This is a genomic window from Sphingomonas sp. (assembly GCF_019749955.1).
Taxonomy (GTDB): Bacteria; Pseudomonadota; Alphaproteobacteria; order Sphingomonadales; family Sphingomonadaceae; genus Sphingomonas.
The window spans coordinates 1-19025 of sequence record NZ_JAIEPC010000044.1; the positions used below are offsets into that span (position 1 = coordinate 1).

A 19025-nucleotide genomic window follows, 5' to 3' on the forward strand; every position below is an offset into this window, starting at 1 on the left:
GAACGCAGGAATGATCACCGACACCGGCGGCTGATGGCTCGCTTCCGGCGGCGTGGTGCGGCGGCGGCGCAGCAGCGCCACACCAGCGATGATCACCGCGCGCGCAATGCCGATGCCAATCGCCAGCGCGAACATCCAGCCGAACAGCCACTGGGTTCCGGCCAGCAACAGGAAGATACCGACATCGGCGCGCACCGCCGCCAGATCAGAGCCCTTGATCGTCGGCATCACCGCCTCGCGGTTCAGCCCCGCGAGGGTGGAGACCGGCACAAAGCGATAGCCGTCGGCGCGGAGCCGATCGATCAACGCCGGAAGCGCCGCCACCGTCTGCGCGCGATCGCCGCCGCCGTCGTGGAGCAGCACGATGTTGCGTGAGCTTTCGGGAGTCGCTGACTCAACCGACGCCACCGTCTGGTCGACGATCGATTGCGCGCCGGGGCGCTTCCAGTCGCCGGGGTCGGCGTGCAATCCGACCACGGTATAGCCCTGCCCCTGCGCGATCAGCGCGGGCAGCAATTCATCCGCCGTCGTCGGCTCGGCATCCCCGAAATAGGGCGCGCGGAACAGCCGGGTCGAGTGCCCGGTATAGGCTTCGATCAAGCGCTGGGTGAGGTTGAGCTCGAGCTTGGTGATGGGGGTCGACGCGAGCGCGAGATTGGGATGAGTATAGGTGTGGTTGCCGAGCTCATGCCCCTCGCGCACCATCCGTTGGAGCAGCAGCGGGTTGGCGAGTGCATTCTCGCCAATCACAAAAAAGGTGGCGGGCACTTTCTCGCGCTTGAGCACATCGAGGATCGGCGGCGTCCAGCTGGGATCGGGGCCATCGTCAAAGGTCAACGCCACCAGCTTGGGCATCGCCCCTGTACGCTTGACGACATAGGGCGTCGGCAAAACGTCGTATTGCTCGTCGCGGATCAGCCCCTGAGCGTCAAAACGCAAGGTGCGCGCGCCACTGCGCGGTGTCGCGGTGATGCGCAGGATTTCGCCCGAGGACTCGACGTCGGCGTTGGTAACCTGATCGATCCGCCGCAAGTCCGGCAAGGTGCCGCCTCGAAACGCCGCAATCGCTGACCAGACGCCGGGGTCCTCGCTGCCGAGCCGCCACAGCGCGATGCTGCCGAGCCCACTCGCGCGCAGTGCCTTCAACTCATTCCACATGGCGGCGGCATCGAGGATCCAGACCTGATGCCGCACCCCGCCTTCTTCATAGCCGAAGCCGCTATTGCCGCTGACCGGATCGAACACCGGCGGCGCATCGCTGTCGTGCGCGGCGAGCCATGCTTCCTCGACCGTCAGCGGGTCGGCGACATCCCCGTGCCAGTCATAGCCATAGCTGCCGACCGCGACGATCATCCGGTCGGGCTTCACTTCAGCCAGCGCGCGGCGGAGATTATCGACATACCAGGCCTGCGGCGCGATCGGCCCGGGATCACCCGCTTCCGAATGCAAATCATAGTTCATCAGGATGATCTTGTCGGCGACTGCGGCAAAGGCGCGCGGCGACCATGCCGGATCGCCGACCGGCACCGTCACATAAACCGATGCGTTGATCGGATCGAACGCCGCATTGGCTTCCTTGATCAGCTGGCGATAGGCGGGCACCGCGCTGGGCGGCAGCGATTCGAAATCGAACACCACGCCCGCCCAGCGGTGCGCGGTCACCTCCGCCTTGAGCGCGGCGAGGAACGTTGCGCGCGCGGTCTTGCTGGCGAATAATGCTGCCGCGCCCTTGCTGTCCCATTGACCATTTTGGGCATTTTGCACCAGCGGCATCACTGTCGGGCGGCGCTGCGCCCCGGCCAATATCCGCGCGAGCGGTGCATCTTGCGTGGCATTGAGCGCATGGGCCGGGCCGTTCACGAACAGCGTCACCGGCGCCAATATGTCGATCGCGCCGATGTTGCGGCTGAGCGATTCGGCGCTCGACGGGTCCCACGGCACATAGAAAGCCATCGTCACCGGCTTGGCCCCGGCGGCCGGCTTGCCGCGCGGCAGCCAGCGATCCAGCCGATTGCGCAGCGTCGAAATCTGGCGGCTGAGCGGCGCCGGTTGGGCACGCTCAAACGCCAGCGGCAGATCGCCTTTGCTGGGCACGTTGACCAGCGTCAGAATGAAGACGGCGGCGGCAAAAACGGCGAGCCCGATCACCGACCAGAAACCCCGCCCCGTCCAGCGTCGCCGCGCACCCGTCGGATCGAAGAATATCGGTTGGTCCATGCGGGTCCGTTACTCGCTTACTGCGGCGCGGCCATTATCCCAACCGCCCGGCGCCGACAAATTACGAGGCCTCAATCACCGCTGACCGGCACCGGCCCCAGATCGCCCAAGCCCACCGTCCCGCTCGCCATCGCCAGCATCGCGTCGAGCGATTTCTTGGCGCGCAGCCGCAGCCCTTCCTCAATCTCGATCCGTGGGCTCAGATCGCGCAATGCGATGTAGAGCTTTTCCATCGTGTTGAGCGCCATGTACGGGCAGATGTTGCAGTTGCAGTTGCCGTCAGCCCCCGGCGCGCCGATGAAATTCTTGCCCGGCTCGGCCTTTTGCATCTGGTGGATGATGTGCGGCTCGGTCGCGACGATCAGCGTGTCGCCGGGCATGTCGCTGGCATAGGCGAGGATGCCGCTGGTCGAGCCGACATAATCGGCATGGTCGAGGATATAGGGTGGGCATTCGGGATGCGCCGCCACCGGGGCGCCGGGGTGCTTGGCCTTGAGCTTCAACAGCTCGGTTTCGCTGAAGGCTTCGTGGACGATGCACACGCCCGGCCAGAGCAGCATCTCGCGGCCCGTCTTGCGCGCGAGATAGCCGCCGAGATGCTTGTCGGGGCCGAAGATGATTTTCTGCGAGAGCGGAATCTGGCTCAGGATTTTTTCCGCCGACGACGAGGTAACAATGACGTCGCTCAGCGCCTTCACTTCGGTCGAGCAGTTGATGTAGGTCAGCGCGATGTGATCGGGGTGCGCCGCACGAAACGCCGCGAATTTATCCGGCGGGCAGCTGTCTTCGAGGCTGCACCCGGCATTCAGATCGGGCAGCACGACGATTTTTTCGGGGCTCAGGATTTTCGCGGTGTCGGCCATGAACTTCACGCCGCAAAAGGCAATGACATCGGCATCGGTCGCCTGCGCCTTGCGGCTCAGGTCGAGCGAGTCGCCGACGAAATCGGCAATGTCCTGAATCTCGGGCTTTTGGTAATAATGCGCGAGGATCACCGCATTGCGTTCCTTGCGCAGCCGGTCGATTTCGGCACGCAGATCGAGTCCGACCAGGCTTTCGCGGTGCGGCGCATTCATGACATTTCCCCTCGCAGTGTCGGCGGCTCACATGGCCCCGCACGCCCGCAGGATCAACCCGCTGGGAAAGGTGGAAAGCCGAGCGGCGCGATTGCCGCGCCCGGCGTCCCCGCCGTCACCGCCTGATAGAGCGATAGCCCGACGGGGGTGAAGGCAATCGCATCGGTCAGCGCTTCGGTCGCGATCATCCCGCCGAGGCCCCAGAACCACGCCGGATGAACCCGCCCGTCGCGCCGCCAATCGGCAATCATGCCAATCAGCGGAAAGATCAGCACTGTGAAAAACGCGCTCTGATAGGCCCAGGGGATGAGGAGCGGCATCGGCAGGATGCGGCCAACGGCTGGCCCCATCAGCAGCGCCATGCCGCAATAATTCAGCCGCCGGTGCCAGCCGGTGTGTGTGCGCTGGCTAATCCCTGCACCGATCAGCGCCGCGCAACCGATCAACGACAAGGGATCGAACACCAGAAAATGCAGCGGCTGGAAAATGAACGGCACCGTCCCCGCCTGCACATTCATCACCGTCACGGCGGTGCCGAAGTAAAACATCAGCGCGAGCCAGCCGAGCGCGAACCAGCCGAGCCGCCGGTGGAGCGCAATCGGCCCGCGCGTCGCGAACCAGTTTTGCGCGACGTAAATCGCCACCCAGCCCATGAAGATGATGGCATGGGCGTGCACAATCGGCGGGCGGTTGAACGTAGACAGCCCGCGCGCGGCAAACTGGCCGAAGCCCAGCACGACCACCCCCGCCATGACGAAGGCCATGGTCAGGAAAAAGCGATCGTCGTTCTGCTCGATGCGCTGCGGTTCAGCCAGTGTCGCCATGATGATGCCCCCATTCCCCGGAGCGACGATACCCGCTGCGCCGATCGGACTCAATGCGCTGCGCTGCGGCGCGCCCGCGCCTTGCCAAGGGTTCGGGTGCGTGCAAGCCTGACCCGATGGCCGAAACCGCCTTTCCCGCCCCTGCCGATACCGTGCCGCGCGCGTCGATGTTCGATCAGCCGCGCGGGCTGTGGGTGCTTTCAGGCACCGAGCTTTGGGAGCGCATTTCGTTCCACGGCATGCAGGCGCTGCTGGTGCTGTACATGGTTGGGCAATTGCTGCTGCCCGGGCATATCGAAAAGATCACGGGTTTCGCGACGTTCCGGGGAATCGTCGAAGGCATCACCGGCCCGCTGTCGGTGCAGGCGCTCGCGGCGCAAACCTTCGGCCTCTATGTCGGCTTGGTCTATTTCACGCCGGTGATCGGCGGGGCGATCGGCGACCGGATCACCGGGCGGCGCGTGGCCGTGATCATTGGCGGGCTGGCGATGGCGGCGGGGCATATTTGCCTCGCGTTCGACGAAAGCTTTCTGATCGCGCTGCTGCTGCTGATCATCGGTGCGGGGATGCTGCGCGGCAATCTCGCCGCGCAAGTGAAGTCGCTCTACGAAGAGGGCGACCGGCGCTCGGCCGACGCCTTCCAGCTCTATTATGTCAGCATCAATATCGGCGCGTTCATTGCGCCGATCATCACCGGCGCGCTGGCGGTCGCTTATGGCTGGCACACCGGCTTCGCCTTTGCGGCGGTGGGCATGATGATCGGGCTTGGCGTCTATGTCGCGGGACAGGGCCTGCTCCCCGCCGAGACGGGCCGTGTGCCGCGCGAAGCCCGCGCGCCGCTCACCGCGCGCGACCGGCGGCGGCTGCTGGGATTCGCGATTGTCTGGCCGCTGCAGATCACTTTCTGGATCGCCCAGTCGCAGGTCTGGAACGTCTATAACCTATGGGTGCGCGATCATGTGAGCTTGGGGATCGGCAGCTTTCAGGTGCCGGTGCCGTGGTTGCAGGCACTCGACGGACTCGCGCCGGTGCTGGTGATGCCCTTCTTCCTCGCGCTGTGGCAGCGACAAGCGGCGAAGGGGCAAGAACCCGACGATCTCGGCAAGATGGCGATTGGTTGCTTCATCTTTGCCGGAGCGACCGCATGGCTGGCGCTCGCTCCGCTGGTCGCGGGCGCTGACGGGCGTGCGCCGATCCTGTGGGCAGTCGCGTTTCATCTGTTGTCGAACATCGGCTGGCTCTATTTCACGCCGATCGCGCTCGCGCTCTATGCGACGCGGAGTCCTACGGGGCTGCGCGGCACCTTGCTCGGGGTGAATTATCTCGCGACGTTTTTCGCGAGCACGATCAGCGGTCGGCTCGGCGGTTTGTACGAGACGCTATCGGCATCGCAATTCTGGCTGCTGCACGCGGCGATCGTCGGCGGCGGTGGACTGGCGTTAGTCGCGCTCGGCAGACCGATCCGCGCGCTGCTGGATGAGCGCGCGTAAACGGAACGACCTCGGGTAGGGTACCCCTTCTCCGTAAGTGTCGAGCGAAGTCGAGACACGGTGTGCGGCGCTCGTGGCCTGTTTCTCGACTGCGCTCGAAACGAACGGGTCAGTGGGGTGACATTAGGTCCTAGAATTTGTTGTTCAGCACATCCTCGACGCTGCGCGACATGTCCCATTGCTCGCCGTTTATCCGCCGCCGTTCGGAGGGAAAGGTTACGATCACCCGCGCATCCCCATGCCCGAGCGCGCGCAGCGGATTGGCGTAGAGCTTGACCAGAGCCTGCCGCGCAAGCTCACGCGCCTGCGCCATCCGCGCAGGCGACGACGCCACCGCATTCGCCTTTGCCGTCGCGTGGATCGAGGTGCGCAGCGCCAAATCCTCAGCCGCCTTGCGCGTGACGAAAATGCCGGTCGTCTTGACGAGGCTGCGGCGCGCTTCGTCGATATTGGCGGGCGCTGGCGCGACATCGGGCGCCTCGACGATCAGCGTGCGCGTCGCGTCCGACCATTCGATGTCGCCCGGCCCGATCCGCGCCACTTCGACGAAATAATCGACCGAATAGGGCATTTTCACGACCTGATCCGATCGCAACCAGCCGAAGCCGCGAATGTCCGATGCAGTGCTCTGGATCGTCCCCGACAAGGAAGCGACCTTCAGCGCGCTCGCGCCCGCCATCCGCGCCGAGATGAGCGTCGTGATCGGCGCCCCGCCCTCATCGGGCGCGGTCACCGCATAGCGTTCGCGGTACCGGTCATAGGCGAGGAAGACGATCGCCGCCGCCGCCAGCACCACCGCCAGAACAATCAGCCAGCGCCGGGTGGCGGGCATCAGCGCCGATGCCATTGGTCCACGTCGCGGGCGACGATACCGCGCCCTTCGAGGTCGATCAGATGCGCAAGCACCGATCCACCCGCTGCTGGCCAGAGCCTTTGGTCGACGCCCGCATACATTGACGCAACCATTGCCGGGATCGTCGTCGGTGCGGCTTCGAGCGCGCGCAAAATCTGGCCTTCGCGCGCCTTGCGGTGACCGATCAGATGGCGGACGTGCTGCGCCGGATTGGTCACCGGATCACCATGCGCGGGATAATAGACGGTGTCGTCACGCGTCTGAAGCTTGGCAAGGCTGGCCATGAACGCGGTCATGTCGCCATCGGGCGGCATCACCACCGTCGTCGACCACCCCATCACATGATCGCCCGAAAACAGCGCGCCGGTCTCGGGCAGCGCGAAAGCGAGGTGGTTGGAGGTGTGGCCGGGCGTCGCCACTGCGGTGAGGGTCCACCCCGCGCCCGTCACGCTTTCGCCATCGGCCAGCACCAGATCGGGGGCATAATCAGTATCGAACGCTGCGTCCGAGCGCCCGCCCATATCCACCACCAGCGGCGCGCACCCCACAATCGGCGCGCCGGTCGCCGCCGCCAGCGCGCGGCTGGCGGGGCTGTGATCGCGGTGGGTGTGGGTGATGACGATCGCCGAAACGCGCCGCCCGCCAATCGCCGCGAGCAAGGCCGCGATGTGGTCCGCATCATCAGGACCAGGATCGATGACGGCGAGGTCTTCGGTGCCGACCAGATGCGTCTGCGTGCCGGTGGAAGTGAACGGCGACGGATTGGGCGCAAGCACCCGCGCGACCAGCGGATCGAGCGCGACCAGCGCGCCGGTGGGGGGCGATTCCATGGCCCGTCACATGGCCCTTCGCCCTGGGTAACTCAAGCCATGTCCGGCCGTTGGCCGGGCTCTTCAACCAACGTCCGGCCCGGCGGATGGGCAAGTCCGCCGGGCCGGTTGAGGTCATTTCGCCTTGGCGGCGTCGGCCTCAAGCTCTGCAATCGCTTGATCGATACCCTTGAGCGCGGCAGCGCGGGCCGATTCAGACATGTCGCGATTGGCGACAATGCCCGCCCGCGCCGCGCGCACGCTGTCGAGCGCGCTCATCCGGGCATGTCGCTGAATCTCACCCGCGCGCAGCATAACGATCTCCGCGCGCTTGGCCTGCCACTTGGCGTCGCTGGCCAGCCGCTCGATCCGGTTGCGACAGATGATGATCACCTGCTTGCCGTCCCTGCGTTCATTCTTGACGAGCGGCTTGCCGTCGGCGTCGGCGCACTTGCCCTCGATCACGTCAGGCACCATCACGCGGATCTTGCTCTCGGGCATGACGCGGGCGAGTTCGGCGTCGATGTCCTCACCTTCGGTATCGATCGTCTCAACCTTGCCGTCCTTGGTGCGGATGATGATCTTGGTGTGACGCCGCGCTTCGGGCTTGGCGGGCGGCGCGGGCGGCGCTTCGGCGAGCTTGGGCGGCGGCGGCAGATCGGCGGCCTGCGGAGCGCCGGGAGGAACCGGAGCCTTGGGCGCATCGAGCTGCGCCAGATCGACGCCGATCGACGCCTTCACCTGGCTGCGCAACCGCTCAGCGGCCTGGGTGCCCGATGCGGTCAGCGCGAGCGACACCAGCGCAACGGCGGCAACCGCTGCGGCACCACTCGCGAGCCGCGCCTTCGAAACACGATCCTTCGACAACATCCTCAATCTCCCTTTGAGTTCGTTGATAGTGTGCAGATGGCAGGCAGCGGACACCGCCCCGCCATGCGCCGATTTCACGATTGCGCGGCCATAGGCATGGCGGACATTGGCCGCGCGACCCGCCAGCACCCGCTCATCACACGCCATTTCCTGATCAGCGCGGAACGCCCGGAACGCGCGCCAGGCGATCGGATTGAACCAGTGGAGCGCAAGCACCACGAGCGCGACCCAGTTCGCAATCAGATCCCCGCGCGCATGGTGCGTCAGTTCATGTGCGAGCGCGAGTGCCTGTTCGTCAGCGTCGTAACGCTCCTTGAAGTCGCTCGGAAACGCCACGTATTTGCGCCAGATGCCGAAGGCCAATGGGCCACTCGCGCTGTCGCTTTCGATCACCCGCACCGGACCGAACACGGTCGCGCGGGCATCGGCGAGCATCGACCGCACAAACTGGCGGTAGCGGATCAGGTGCCAGCCAATGAAGCCGACCGCGCCAATCGCCCAGATCGCGAGCAAAACGGGGCCATAATCGGGCGCCGCCGCCACATCGCGCGTCGGCGCGGCGCCGGCCATGTCGACAAACATCACCGTGACTTGCTCGGCCGCGCGGCTGATTGGCGCCGCAGCGCTCGGCTGCCAGTCAGCGGGGAGCGGCGGCAGCAGCAGCCGCACGACCGGCAACAGCCACAGCGCATAGGCAACGCCCGCACCAAACACGCGCCGCACCGGCGCGCGCAGCACCAGCACCAGCAGCATCAGCAAGGTGGAGGCGATCAGCGCCTCAATCGCCCAGGCGATCATTGCTTCAGCGCCTTCAGCAGCGCTTCAATCTCGGCAATGTCACCGCTGGTCAGCTGGTCGCGTTCGGCCAGATGCGCAACGAGCGGCGTCAGCTTGCCGCCGAACAGCCGATCAATCAGCCGCTGCGACTCGCCCGCCACATAATCCTCGCGCGCGACGAGCGGGCGGTAGAGATAGCGGCGGCCATCCTCTTCGTGACCGATCACTTTCTTGGCGAGCAAGCGGCCGAGCAGCGTCTTGACGGTGTTGGCGCTCCAATCGCGCGCCGACCCGATCCGCTCGGCCACATCCTGCGCCGACAGCGGTGCCTGATCCCAGAGCACTTCCATCACCATATGTTCGGCGTCGCTGATTCGTTCGGTCATGCGCAAATTCCCTATCGACTACGCCCGTAATCGCATTGATTACGCCTGTAGTCAATAGCCTGTGTGGTGGTGGAGCGATACAGTCCATGGGGCCGTCGGAAAAGCTTACACTCAGCCGCTGTGGCGCGCGGTCGTTAACCATTCAACCTATCGAAAAACTGAGGTTTTCGTACTTTGGCACGCAGGCTGCATTACTAGTGGTGTGCCGAGCGGCATGCCGCTTCAGCGGGCGGATCGACTGTTTTTCCGGTATCGCGTCGATCCGCCCCACCCGGCACCCGCCAACGCCGCGACTCAGCCCGCCGCCATTGCCGCCAGATGCGCGCGATCCGCTGCCCGCCGCCCGGTGCGTGCGCGCAAGGCCGCATGCGACAGCGCGCGCGGATAGATATCATCGAACAACAGCTCGAACGTGCGATCCCAGCTGAATTGCTGCGCATGGAGATGCGCGGCAGCACCAATCGCGCGCGGATTGTCCTGCCAGACTGCCTCGACATTGCGCGCCATCGCCGCCGCATCATCGACCGGCCCGAGCAGCCCCAGCCCCTCGGCTATGCGGTCGATCATCGCGCCGCTCGCGACGCCGACCACGGGCAGGCCCGATGCCTGCGCCTCGACGATCGAAATGCCAAAGGTCTCGTCGGCCATGCCGGAGACATAAATATCCGATGATGCCAGCGCCCGGGCGAGCTGCCCACGATCAGCCACGAATCCCGGAAAGGCAATCGGCAGCCCCGCCGCATCGGCCATCATATCATCGCGGCGTTTGCCGTCGCCGATTAGCACCAGCGCGGCGCCGAGCGACGGCGACAAGTGGCGGATCACCTCAATCAGTATCTGCGCGCGCTTTTCATTGTCGAGCCGCCCCGCGTAAATCAGCAGCGGCCCGTCGCCGGGCAAGCCAAGCTCGGCGCGATAGCCCGGATCACGCTTCGACGGATGAAAACGCGTGATGTCGACCCCAAGCGGCAGCACGCTCGTGCGGTGGATCTTGCGCCGCGCCAGCACGCCGCGAATATCCTCCGACAGCGTGTAAACCCAATCGAACTCGCGATAGGTGATCTCGGCATAGCCATAGGACAGCCACTGGAAGCCGCGCCCGATCGGCGTGCCGAACAATTTTTGCGCGACGCGAAAGACATGCGCATTGGGGAAATCGGTGCTGTAGCCTGCGACCAGCGCGGTTTCGGGAAACGCGCGCCGATGATGAATCGCGGTCCAGGGCAACACCCAGGGGCAGAGGGATTCGACGATCGCGGGGCGATAGCGCGCCAGAATTTCGCGGACGATCTTGGTGCGCAGAATGAAACGGTAGTTGGGGCTGCCCCTCACCGGATCGGCACCGACTTCGGCCCAGATATGGCGGCCGTCGACGACAATCTTGTCTTCCGCCCCCGGCACGATCTGGAGCAGGCTGTGCGGCGTATGCGCCAGCACATAGTCGCGCTTGGCCTTCATATAGGTGCCGACGCCGCCGCCGGCCTTTGCCGACCAACTTTGCGTCAGATCACAGATCAGCATCGGCGAGGGTGCGCCAAGCGGCTGCGGGAAACCGCCCTTTTGCAACAGCATTGTTCAGCGCCCCCGTTGTTGTGATCTAGTGCGCGCCAACCAGACCCTTGACTTCGAAGAGCTGCGCAAGCTCACCCGATTCGAACATCTCCATCATGATGTCCGAGCCGCCGACGAATTCGCCCTTCACATAGAGCTGCGGGATCGTCGGCCAGTCGGAAAAGGCCTTGATGCCCTGGCGAATGCCCTGATCCTGCAGCACGTCGACGGTTTCGAAGCCGACATTCAAATGCTGAAGGATCGCCACTGCCTTGCTCGAAAAGCCGCATTGCGGGAAGAGCTCGGTGCCCTTCATGAACAGCAGCACGTCGTTTTTTTCGACAAGGTCGGCAATGCGGGCGTGGGTTTCGTCGGTCATGGTTTGGTCCTCAGTCAGGAAGGGCAGTCGTCAGTTGCAGCGCGTGGAGGACGCCCCCCATGCGCCCGCCGAGCGCGGCATAGACCGCCTGATGTTGCTTGATGCGCGGCATGCCTTGGAAGGAGGCGCTGGTGACGCGCGCAGCATAATGGTCGCCGTCGCCGGCCAGGTCGGTGATCTCGATCTGCGCGTCAGGAATCCCGGCGCGGATCAGCGCCTCGATCTCGGCGGCAGGCATCGGCATCGGCTCAGCCCGCCTTCAACTGGCGCAGCGCTTCGGTCGCCTGCTCGTCGAGCGCGCGGCGCACCGCCGTCTCGTCGATGTCGACGCCCGCCGCGGTCAGATCGCCGATCAGCTTGCGGATGACATCTTCGTCGCCCGCGACTTCGAAATCGGCCTGGACAACGGCCTTGGCATAGCCATCGGCTTCTTCGGGCGTCAGCTTCATCAGCCCTGCCGCCCAATGCGCGACGAGCTTGTTACGGCGCGCCGTCACGCGAAAGGCAAGATCCTCCTCGCGCGCATATTGCGTCTCGAAAGCGCGTTCGCGATCATCGAAAGTGGTCATCGGCATCTTTCCGGATAGGTTGGTGTTGAGCAAATAGGGCGCCGCGTGCGCGTTCGCAACTAAGCCGCGACGCGGACCACGAGTTTGCCGATCGCGCCGCGCGCCGCCATCTTGGCGATCGCGGCACCGCCATCGGCGAAATCGAACACTTCGGTGACGCGCGGGTGGATTTTGCCTTCCGCCCACAGCCGGAAAAGATGATCGATATGCGCCTGATTGGCCTCCGGGTCGCGCGCGGCAAAGGCGCCCCAGAACACACCACACACGTCGCAGCTTTTGAGCAAGGTCAGGTTGAGCGGGAGGCGCGGAATGCCTGCCGGGAAGCCCACGACGAGGTAACGCCCTTCCCACGCGATTGATCGCAGCGCGGGCTCAGCATAATCGCCGCCGACCGGATCATAGATGACATCGGCGCCATTGGGGCCAAGCGCCGCCTTGAATTGATCCGCCAGCGCCTTCGAGGCGTCCTTGTCGAAGGGTGCGCGGCCATAGACGAGCGTGACATCGGCGCCTGCCTCGCGCGCCGCCTGCGCCTTTTCCTCCGACGACACGGCTGCGACCACGCGCGCACCAAAGGCTTTGCCAAGCTCAATGGCTGCGAGCCCGACACCGCCCGCGGCGCCCAGCACCAAGAGCGTCTGCCCCGCCTTCAAATGCCCGCGATCGAGCAGCGCGTGGATCGTCGTGCCATAGGTCAGGACCAGCGCCGATCCTTCCTCGAACGAGCGCCCCTCAGGCAGCTTGTAAAGCCGCGCCGCATCGCTCACGACTTTCTCGACTAGCCCGCCATGACCGATCGTGCCGAGCACCCGGTCGCCGACCGCGAGCGAGGTGACGCCCTCGCCCAGCGCTTCAACCACACCCGAAATCTCGCCACCCGGCGCGAAGGGGCGCGCGGGCTTGAACTGATATTTGTCCTCGATGATCAGCACATCGGGATAGTTGATCGCACAGGCTTTGACCGCGACCAGCACTTGCCCCTTGCCGGGAACGGGGTCGGGCAAGTCGTCGATCACCAGCGTTTCGGGGCCGCCCGGCGCTTTCGATAACAATGCCCGCATCACGCTCTCCCGTTGCTGTTCTTATCGCTTCCCCTGCCGCGCTCCAGCGGGCGCGGCAAGCCCGTCACTATTCAGCGGCGGCAGGAAAAGCGGGCAGCTTGGGGATGTCGCGCGCGTCGTGCTGAATAATCACCAAGGCCTTGGTGTTTGCCGCCAGCTTCTTGAAGCGGTCATAGGACGCAATGGTCTGGGCGCGATCATAGTTGAAGGTCGGCACGCCATCGATCGGCAAATTCTCGCGCAAATGAACCTGATCGCCCGACAACAGCACAGCCCCGAGCTTGGGCAGCTTGAGCAACAGCGCATGGTGGCCCGGGGTATGTCCCGGCAGGTCGATCATCGTCACGCTGCCATCGCCGAACACGTCCTTGTCGCCCGCCACTGGTTCGCTCGCGCCGGGGCCGCCGATCCAGTTCTTCAGCGGCGTCGGATCGGCGCCGTTCTTGGGCGGCGTGGCCGCAAGCGAGTCATAATCGCCCTTGCCGATCAGCAATTTGGCTTGCGGAAACGCGCCTGCCTGACCGGTATGATCAAAGTGATAATGGCTGATGCCGATGATCGAAATATCGCTGGGCTTGACCCCGATCTTCGCGAGCTGCTCGGGGATCGTCACCGTCAGCGTTGCCGAGATCGGGTCCTTGTCGTTGGTTGGCACGCCCTTCAGCGCGGTCGACAGGCCGGTGTCCCACAGCAAGTAGCTATCGCCGTGCTTGATCAGATAGCAGCTCGACGTGAAGCGCATGCTGGATTTGGCAGGGAAGGCGCGCGTGTCGTTGAACACGTTCAGATCGTTGACCTGCGCCGCACCGCAATCGAGCCGCCACAGCTTCATCTCGGCGGGCGGCTTGCCGCTCGCGGCAAAGGCGCAGGCCCCGGCGAGAACGGTACCTGCCACCAACATCACCAACGCGCGCTTCATCGATCATCCCCCGTACGACCCGACGCGCCGCCTGTTGGCATCGCTGCGTCGATTGCGGCTTAAGCCTTTGGCGCGGGCGATGGAAGCGCCCAAATCGGCGAAGACGCGCAAAATCCGCCCTGGATCAAGCCATCGTCCCGCTCACCAGCGGCGAGACATAGCCTGCTTCATGCGCGTACGGCAGTGGCGCGCCGTCGCGCATCGCCTGCAGCACGGCGGCGAAATCGGTCTGGCAGCGAAACCCGAGCATCTTTTCGGCGCGGCGCGAATCATAAACGCGGTCGATCGTCATCGGCAGCTCCCACCCGCGCGCCGCGTAAAGCGCTGGTGCATCCGGGAAATAACGCGCCACAACGGTCGCGGCATTGGCCTTGAGCGGCACGACATCGGCCGACGCGAATGGCGTCGGCGCCGCGACCAAAAACAGGTCGAAGCCCAGCGTCGGCGCGCGATCGAGCGCCGCCAGATGCGCCGCCGCTGCATCCTCGACCGTCAGGCGGCGGTTCAAGAACTCGTTCGCCTTGTTGTTCTCGCCTGACAGCGTCAGGTCGGTGTCATCTTCCTCGGGGAAGAAGCGCCCGGTGCGCAGGATGATACAGCGCAGCGCGTGGCGCTGATGATACAGGCGGCAAATCTGCTCGGCGGCGAGCTTGGTAATGCCATAGATGTTGCGCGGTTCGAGCGGCGCGAAGCCCTCGTCGAGCCAGATCGCGCGGTCGCTGGCGCCGGCGCGCACCGCCGCCGAGATCATCAGCGACGTGGTCGAGGTGAAGACGAATCGCTGCACGCCATGTTCGACGGCTGCTTCGAGCAGGTTGAGCGTGCCGGTGACATTCACATCGACGAACGCCTGTGTCGGATAGCGAATGATGTCGGGCTTGTGCAGCGCGCCCGAATGGATCACCGCCTCGATCCCGGCATCGGCGAAGATGCGCCCGATCAGCGCGCGGTCGGCGACCGAGCCGACGACATCGGTGTCGGCGCCCGGCGCCGGATCGAGCCCCGTCACTTGATGCCCGGCGGCGCGCAGCTGTGGCGCGATATAGCGGCCCAGCCACCCCGACGATCCTGTTAGCAAGACACGCATGTCATTGCCCTAACCGGGCAATGTTACGATTTCAAACCGCGAACGCACCCGTCGGCACTTCGCCCGCATCGGCCCAGTCGCTTTGCCGCCCGAGCCAGGGGTTGAGGTAAAGCGCAGGGATTTTGAACAGCAGCAATTCGCGGTGAATCCAGAAATCAACCGCCCGCTCGATCCACGACGCAGGCTTGCGTCCGGTACGTTCGAGCCATGCTTGATAGGGCTGCCAATGGCTCGGCTCGTCACGCTCGATGATGCGGAAGATCTTCATCATGACGGGGTCGGACTTCACCAGCGGTGATTTGAGCAGCACATCGACTTGCCGCATCCCGCGCTGTTCGGTGAGCATGATCACCCGGCACAGCCGCTCGAACTGGTCCTTGTTGGCGATGATCGCCTGGGTATCGAGCGCGTCGATCCCGCGCCCGAACATAATTTCGACAAAGCGGTCGATATGGCCGCAAGTGCGGTCGACCTTGAACGGACGGCTGCCCTTCAGCTCGAACCAGCGCTTGAACATCACATAATGTTTGCGTTCGTCGGCGCGGTGCTTTTCGACCTCGGCGATAAACTGGTGATCATCGGGGCAACAGGCGCGCACGGCCTCCAGCACGCGGTCGATGCTCGTATAGCCGCGGTGCTCGTTGTAAATGTACACCGAAGCGAGGATGTCGAGATAACGCTGACGCAACATGTTGAACATGGCGCCGCCCTACGCCGCGCAGCCCCCACAGGCAACGCGTCTGCGCCCAGCCGAGGGCAAGCTGTCAGGCAATACGCCCGACGTGGCTCTGCCGCGTCGGGCGCTGGTTCGCATGATCATTTTGCCGTGATGAACGGATCCCAGTTGATGAAGTAAGAAATCGGCCGGATTGTCCCGACCGTCACCTTGATCTGGATCTGATAGGTCTGGCTACCGGCATTCATCGCCTGGCCGATCCAATAGGCGCCAGCGGGCTCGCTGCCGATTGGCGGCTGCTGCTGCGGATAGCCTTGCGACCCGAACACGCTGCCCTGGCTCACCGTGAAACCGGTAATGGCCACGGTGCCCGCAGTCGGATCGATTGGCACCGAATTGAACCCAATCAGCGAGCCGACCGGCACCACTGAACTCAATTCCAAATTGCCTTCGTTGGTGCTGCCATTATTGGCCATATTGTCCATCATATAGACGCCGGTGCTGATATTTCTGCCCTGTTGGGCGGCAACATAGGCACAATCGACCGCGATCACGATCGACACTTGCGGCTTGAGGATCGGCTGTTGTGCAACCACCAGGAGTTTCTGGTTCATCATCATTTTTCGCTTCCTTGGATTTTGGGGACGAGCAAGGCGCGCTGCTTTGGCGCGCGGTGGACGACGATCAGTGGACATTCATCGACGGGCTGACATTGACGGTAACACCCGATCCGCCCGACGATTGGACGTTGAACGTGATCTGATAGCCCGCCGACCCCGTCGCCTGCGCCTGGCCAATGAACGAGCCATCGCCCTGCAACTGCGGCTGTCCGCTGGCGCCCCATACGCTCGCGTTGCCGATCGCGGTCAGCATTGGTGTGTCGGCGCTGGTCGGGTCGATGTTGAACACATTCCACTGGATCACCGAATTCTGGGTGACATTGGTGCCCAGATTGGTCGATCCTTCATTGGTGCTGCCGTTCGAGACGCGGTTGTCGACGATGTAAACGCCGTTCTCGGTGCCGTTCTGCACCGAATTTGTGTCCACCCAGAGCTGGATGAAGACCGTTGGATTGGTGAAGCTCATCGATCACTCTCCTAGATGCCAAGAACCCGCCACGCGCGTTGGCCAAGTCCGCCTGATACCGATGCAGTAATGCGTAAACCGCTGCACTGGCGCATTTTTGTTAATCAGGGGCGGGCACGAGACGAAGGGCAATCTGGGTCGTTTCGGTTGCAATTGTATGCGGCCCGCGCGCGATCGATGCACGCGACTCGGCACAATCCGCGCCCCGCAGGCGCGGCACAATCGCACTCATTTTCGATCTTGATTCGGGAGGCAGTGACGCCGTTAAGCCGCGACGCGCTCGACATAATGCGCGGTGGTCTTGGCACGCACATCCGCGGCAGTCACGCCGGGGGCCAGCTCGATCAACTCGAACGGGCTCGCATGATCGGGCCGGTGGAACACCGCCAGATCGGTGATGATCATGTCGACGACATTCTTGCCCGTCAGCGGCAGCGTGCAGGCGGGGATGAACTTGGGGTCGCCGTTCTTCGACGTATGTTCCATGACAACGACGATGCGCTTGACGCCCGCGACGAGGTCCATGGCCCCGCCCATACCCTTGATCAGCTTGCCCGGGATCATCCAGTTGGCAATGTCGCCGCCTTCGCTGATTTCCATCGCGCCAAGCACGGTCAGATCGATATGCCCGCCGCGGATCATCGCGAAGCTGTCGGCCGAGCTGAAAAACACCGACGAGGGCAATTCGGAGATCGTCTGCTTGCCCGCATTGATCAAATCGGGGTCGACGTCCTCAGGATACGGAAACGGCCCGATGCCGAGCATCCCGTTCTCGCTCTGGAGCGTCACGTCCATGCCATCGGGGATGTGGTTTGCGACAAGCGTCGGGATGCCGATGCCGAGGTTGACGTAGAAACCGTCCTGCAATTCCTTTGCCGCGCGCGCGGCCATATCGTCACGAGTCCAGGGCATACTTATTTCTCCTGCGGCGCGGGCTTGGTCGGCAGATAGGCATCGGGCAATGGGAAAGCCGGGGTCTCGCCTTGCCAGGTGATCGACAGGATCCGCCACTTGCCCGCCACGCGCACGATCTGGATCGAATTGATCCCGCGCGCGAACGGCGCGCCAGTCGCCGTGCGACGGCTTTGATAGGTCGAGAAGACATGCGCGACATTGCCATAAAGTTCGGTGCGGCGCGCAATCTCGGTCTCGAAAAAGCCGTCCTTGGCAAAGGCCGGGCCAGCGCGCTCGACATAGTCCTGCTGGGTCAGGATGCGCGGGCCGGCGTCGCTCACCGGCACCAGCCGCCCCTCGGGGACGAACAGCGCCTTGAACCGCGCCCAATCGCGCGGCCCCGGCGGACCGGAAATGACCGCATAGAGCGCCGCAATCGCACTATCGATCGTCGCGCTGTCGTCGGCCTGTGCGCTGGCCGTCGGAGCCTGCTGTGCGGCGAGCGGGACCGGCAGCGCGGCGAGCAGTGTCGCCCCAAGAAGGACCTTCGCGTCGATCACGCCGCCGCCCGCTCGCGCGTCGTCACAAATTCGATCTTCTTGTCATAGGGCGCGCCGAGGATCAGTCGGTTGATATAGATGCCGGGCAAATGCACCTGATCGGGATTGAAGCTCCCGACCGGCACGATTTCCTCAACTTCAGCGACGCAGACCTTGCCTGCCGTTGCCATCGGCTGGTTGAAATTGCGCGCGGTCTTGCGGAAAATCAGATTGCCTGCCTCGTCCGCCTTCCAGCCCTTGATGATCGACAGGTCGGCGCGAATGCCGCGTTCGAGGATATACTCCTCACCATCGAATGCCATCACCGGCTTGCCCTCCGCGACCAGCGTGCCGACGCCGGTCTTGGTGTAGAACCCGGGAATGCCCGCGCCGCCTGCGCGGCAGCGCTCGGCGAGCGTCCCTTGCGGCGAGAATTCGACTTCCAGTTCGCCGCTCAGATACTGCCGCTCGAATTCCTTGTTCTCGCCGACGTAAGACGAAATCATCTTCTTCACCTGCCGCGTGCGCAGCAGCTTGCCGAGTCCCTCGCCGTCGATGCCGGCATTGTTGCTGGCGATCGTCAGCTCCTTGGTCCCCGCATCGCGAATCGCGTCGATCAGCCGTTCGGGGATGCCACACAGGCCAAAACCGCCCGCGCAGATCATCATCCCGTCGAACAACACGCCATCAAGCGCGGCGGCGGCACTGGGGTAGAGCTTGTTCATGGTCGCTCCCGGAGTCGGGTTGATTTCTCGTCGCTTAATCCCGGCGACAAGCGCGGGTCAACTTATCCGGCCGCGCCAAACAGCAATCCGACGCCTGCCGTGATCGCCATGGCGATCGCGCCCCAGAAAGTGACGCGAATGGTCGCCCGCAGCACCGGCGCCCCGCCCGCGCGCGCGCCCACGATCCCGAGCGCTGCCAGAAACACGATCGAGCCCGCCGCTATCCCGATTTCGAGC

General features: G+C 64.3%; 22 protein-coding genes. 1 reads left to right on the forward strand and 21 read right to left on the reverse strand.

The genetic code is table 11. From position 1 onward, the window contains the following. The 3 genes from K2W81_RS10365 to K2W81_RS10375 form a co-directional block, all read right to left on the reverse strand. A partial coding sequence (locus K2W81_RS10365) for a polysaccharide deacetylase family protein (RefSeq protein WP_294104014.1) occupies positions 1 to 2217 on the reverse strand: 2217 nt, incomplete at its 3' end. A 71-nt stretch (positions 2218 to 2288) separates the two neighbouring features. Further along, positions 2289 to 3293 carry a quinolinate synthase NadA gene (gene nadA / locus K2W81_RS10370; RefSeq protein WP_294104016.1) on the reverse strand — a complete coding sequence of 335 codons (1005 nt, stop codon included), beginning with the start codon at positions 3291 to 3293 and terminating at the stop codon, positions 2289 to 2291. 53 nt (positions 3294 to 3346) lie between these two features. Next, positions 3347 to 4117 carry a hypothetical protein gene (locus K2W81_RS10375; RefSeq protein WP_294104018.1) on the reverse strand — a complete coding sequence of 257 codons (771 nt, stop codon included), beginning with the start codon at positions 4115 to 4117 and terminating at the stop codon, positions 3347 to 3349. Positions 4118 to 4233: 116 nt separating this feature from the next. Here K2W81_RS10375 and K2W81_RS10380 point away from each other — a divergent pair, with 116 nt between their 5' ends. Further along, complete coding sequence (locus tag K2W81_RS10380; RefSeq protein WP_294104020.1) at positions 4234 to 5607, forward strand: peptide MFS transporter; 1374 nt, start codon at positions 4234 to 4236, stop codon at positions 5605 to 5607. Between the two features lie 130 nt (positions 5608 to 5737). Here K2W81_RS10380 and K2W81_RS10385 read toward each other — a convergent pair whose 3' ends face one another. The 18 genes from K2W81_RS10385 to K2W81_RS10470 form a co-directional block, all read right to left on the reverse strand. Then, positions 5738 to 6454 (reverse strand): hypothetical protein, encoded by a 717-nt coding sequence (locus K2W81_RS10385; RefSeq protein WP_294104023.1) that lies wholly within the window; start codon positions 6452 to 6454, stop codon positions 5738 to 5740. Beyond that, a complete protein-coding gene (locus tag K2W81_RS10390; RefSeq protein WP_294104026.1) occupies positions 6439 to 7290 on the reverse strand; it encodes an MBL fold metallo-hydrolase in 852 nt (283 codons plus the stop codon). The genes K2W81_RS10385 and K2W81_RS10390 overlap by 16 nt, the downstream gene beginning before the upstream one ends. Before the next feature lie 114 nt (positions 7291 to 7404). Next, positions 7405 to 8937, reverse strand: a complete 1533-nt coding sequence (locus tag K2W81_RS10395) for a M56 family metallopeptidase (RefSeq protein ID WP_294104028.1) — start codon at positions 8935 to 8937, stop codon at positions 7405 to 7407. Further along, positions 8934 to 9302 (reverse strand): BlaI/MecI/CopY family transcriptional regulator, encoded by a 369-nt coding sequence (locus K2W81_RS10400; RefSeq protein WP_294104030.1) that lies wholly within the window; start codon positions 9300 to 9302, stop codon positions 8934 to 8936. The genes K2W81_RS10395 and K2W81_RS10400 overlap by 4 nt, the downstream gene beginning before the upstream one ends. A 294-nt stretch (positions 9303 to 9596) precedes the next feature. Then, positions 9597 to 10874: a glycosyltransferase gene (locus K2W81_RS10405; RefSeq protein WP_294104031.1), complete on the reverse strand. Its 1278-nt coding sequence runs from the start codon at positions 10872 to 10874 to the stop codon at positions 9597 to 9599. Positions 10875 to 10899: 25 nt separating this feature from the next. Continuing rightward, the gene (gene grxD / locus K2W81_RS10410; RefSeq protein ID WP_294104033.1) at positions 10900 to 11232 is read right to left on the reverse strand and encodes a Grx4 family monothiol glutaredoxin; all 333 of its coding nucleotides are present in this window, start codon (positions 11230 to 11232) and stop codon (positions 10900 to 10902) included. 10 nt (positions 11233 to 11242) lie between these two features. Next, the gene (locus K2W81_RS10415; RefSeq protein WP_294104035.1) at positions 11243 to 11476 is read right to left on the reverse strand and encodes a BolA family transcriptional regulator; all 234 of its coding nucleotides are present in this window, start codon (positions 11474 to 11476) and stop codon (positions 11243 to 11245) included. A gap of 4 nt (positions 11477 to 11480) precedes the next feature. After that, positions 11481 to 11801, reverse strand: a complete 321-nt coding sequence (locus K2W81_RS10420; RefSeq protein WP_294104056.1) for a DUF1476 domain-containing protein — start codon at positions 11799 to 11801, stop codon at positions 11481 to 11483. A 59-nt stretch (positions 11802 to 11860) separates the two neighbouring features. Then, the gene (locus K2W81_RS10425; protein ID WP_294104036.1) at positions 11861 to 12862 is read right to left on the reverse strand and encodes an NADPH:quinone oxidoreductase family protein; all 1002 of its coding nucleotides are present in this window, start codon (positions 12860 to 12862) and stop codon (positions 11861 to 11863) included. 67 nt (positions 12863 to 12929) lie between these two features. Then, complete coding sequence (locus tag K2W81_RS10430) at positions 12930 to 13781, reverse strand: N-acyl homoserine lactonase family protein (protein ID WP_294104039.1); 852 nt, start codon at positions 13779 to 13781, stop codon at positions 12930 to 12932. 124 nt (positions 13782 to 13905) lie between these two features. Then, the gene (locus tag K2W81_RS10435; RefSeq protein WP_294104041.1) at positions 13906 to 14868 is read right to left on the reverse strand and encodes an NAD(P)-dependent oxidoreductase; all 963 of its coding nucleotides are present in this window, start codon (positions 14866 to 14868) and stop codon (positions 13906 to 13908) included. 31 nt (positions 14869 to 14899) lie between these two features. Continuing rightward, positions 14900 to 15568 (reverse strand): ferritin-like domain-containing protein, encoded by a 669-nt coding sequence (locus K2W81_RS10440; RefSeq protein ID WP_294104044.1) that lies wholly within the window; start codon positions 15566 to 15568, stop codon positions 14900 to 14902. A 116-nt stretch (positions 15569 to 15684) separates the two neighbouring features. Beyond that, on the reverse strand, positions 15685 to 16158 hold the full coding sequence (locus K2W81_RS10445; protein WP_294104049.1) for a hypothetical protein: 474 nt from the start codon (positions 16156 to 16158) through the stop codon (positions 15685 to 15687). A 70-nt stretch (positions 16159 to 16228) separates the two neighbouring features. Beyond that, a complete protein-coding gene (locus tag K2W81_RS10450) occupies positions 16229 to 16630 on the reverse strand; it encodes a hypothetical protein (RefSeq protein ID WP_294104051.1) in 402 nt (133 codons plus the stop codon). 264 nt (positions 16631 to 16894) lie between these two features. Next, entirely contained in the window at positions 16895 to 17542 is a 648-nt protein-coding gene (locus K2W81_RS10455; protein ID WP_294104053.1) for a CoA transferase subunit B, read from the reverse strand. Positions 17543 to 17544: 2 nt separating this feature from the next. Further along, complete coding sequence (locus K2W81_RS10460; protein ID WP_294104054.1) at positions 17545 to 18084, reverse strand: hypothetical protein; 540 nt, start codon at positions 18082 to 18084, stop codon at positions 17545 to 17547. Further along, complete coding sequence (locus K2W81_RS10465; protein ID WP_294104055.1) at positions 18081 to 18788, reverse strand: CoA transferase subunit A; 708 nt, start codon at positions 18786 to 18788, stop codon at positions 18081 to 18083. Before K2W81_RS10465 ends, K2W81_RS10460 begins: the two co-directional genes overlap by 4 nt. A gap of 62 nt (positions 18789 to 18850) precedes the next feature. Continuing rightward, positions 18851 to 19025, reverse strand: a 175-nt coding sequence (locus K2W81_RS10470; RefSeq protein WP_366932234.1) for a VIT1/CCC1 transporter family protein, incomplete at its 5' end; no start/stop codon positions are given.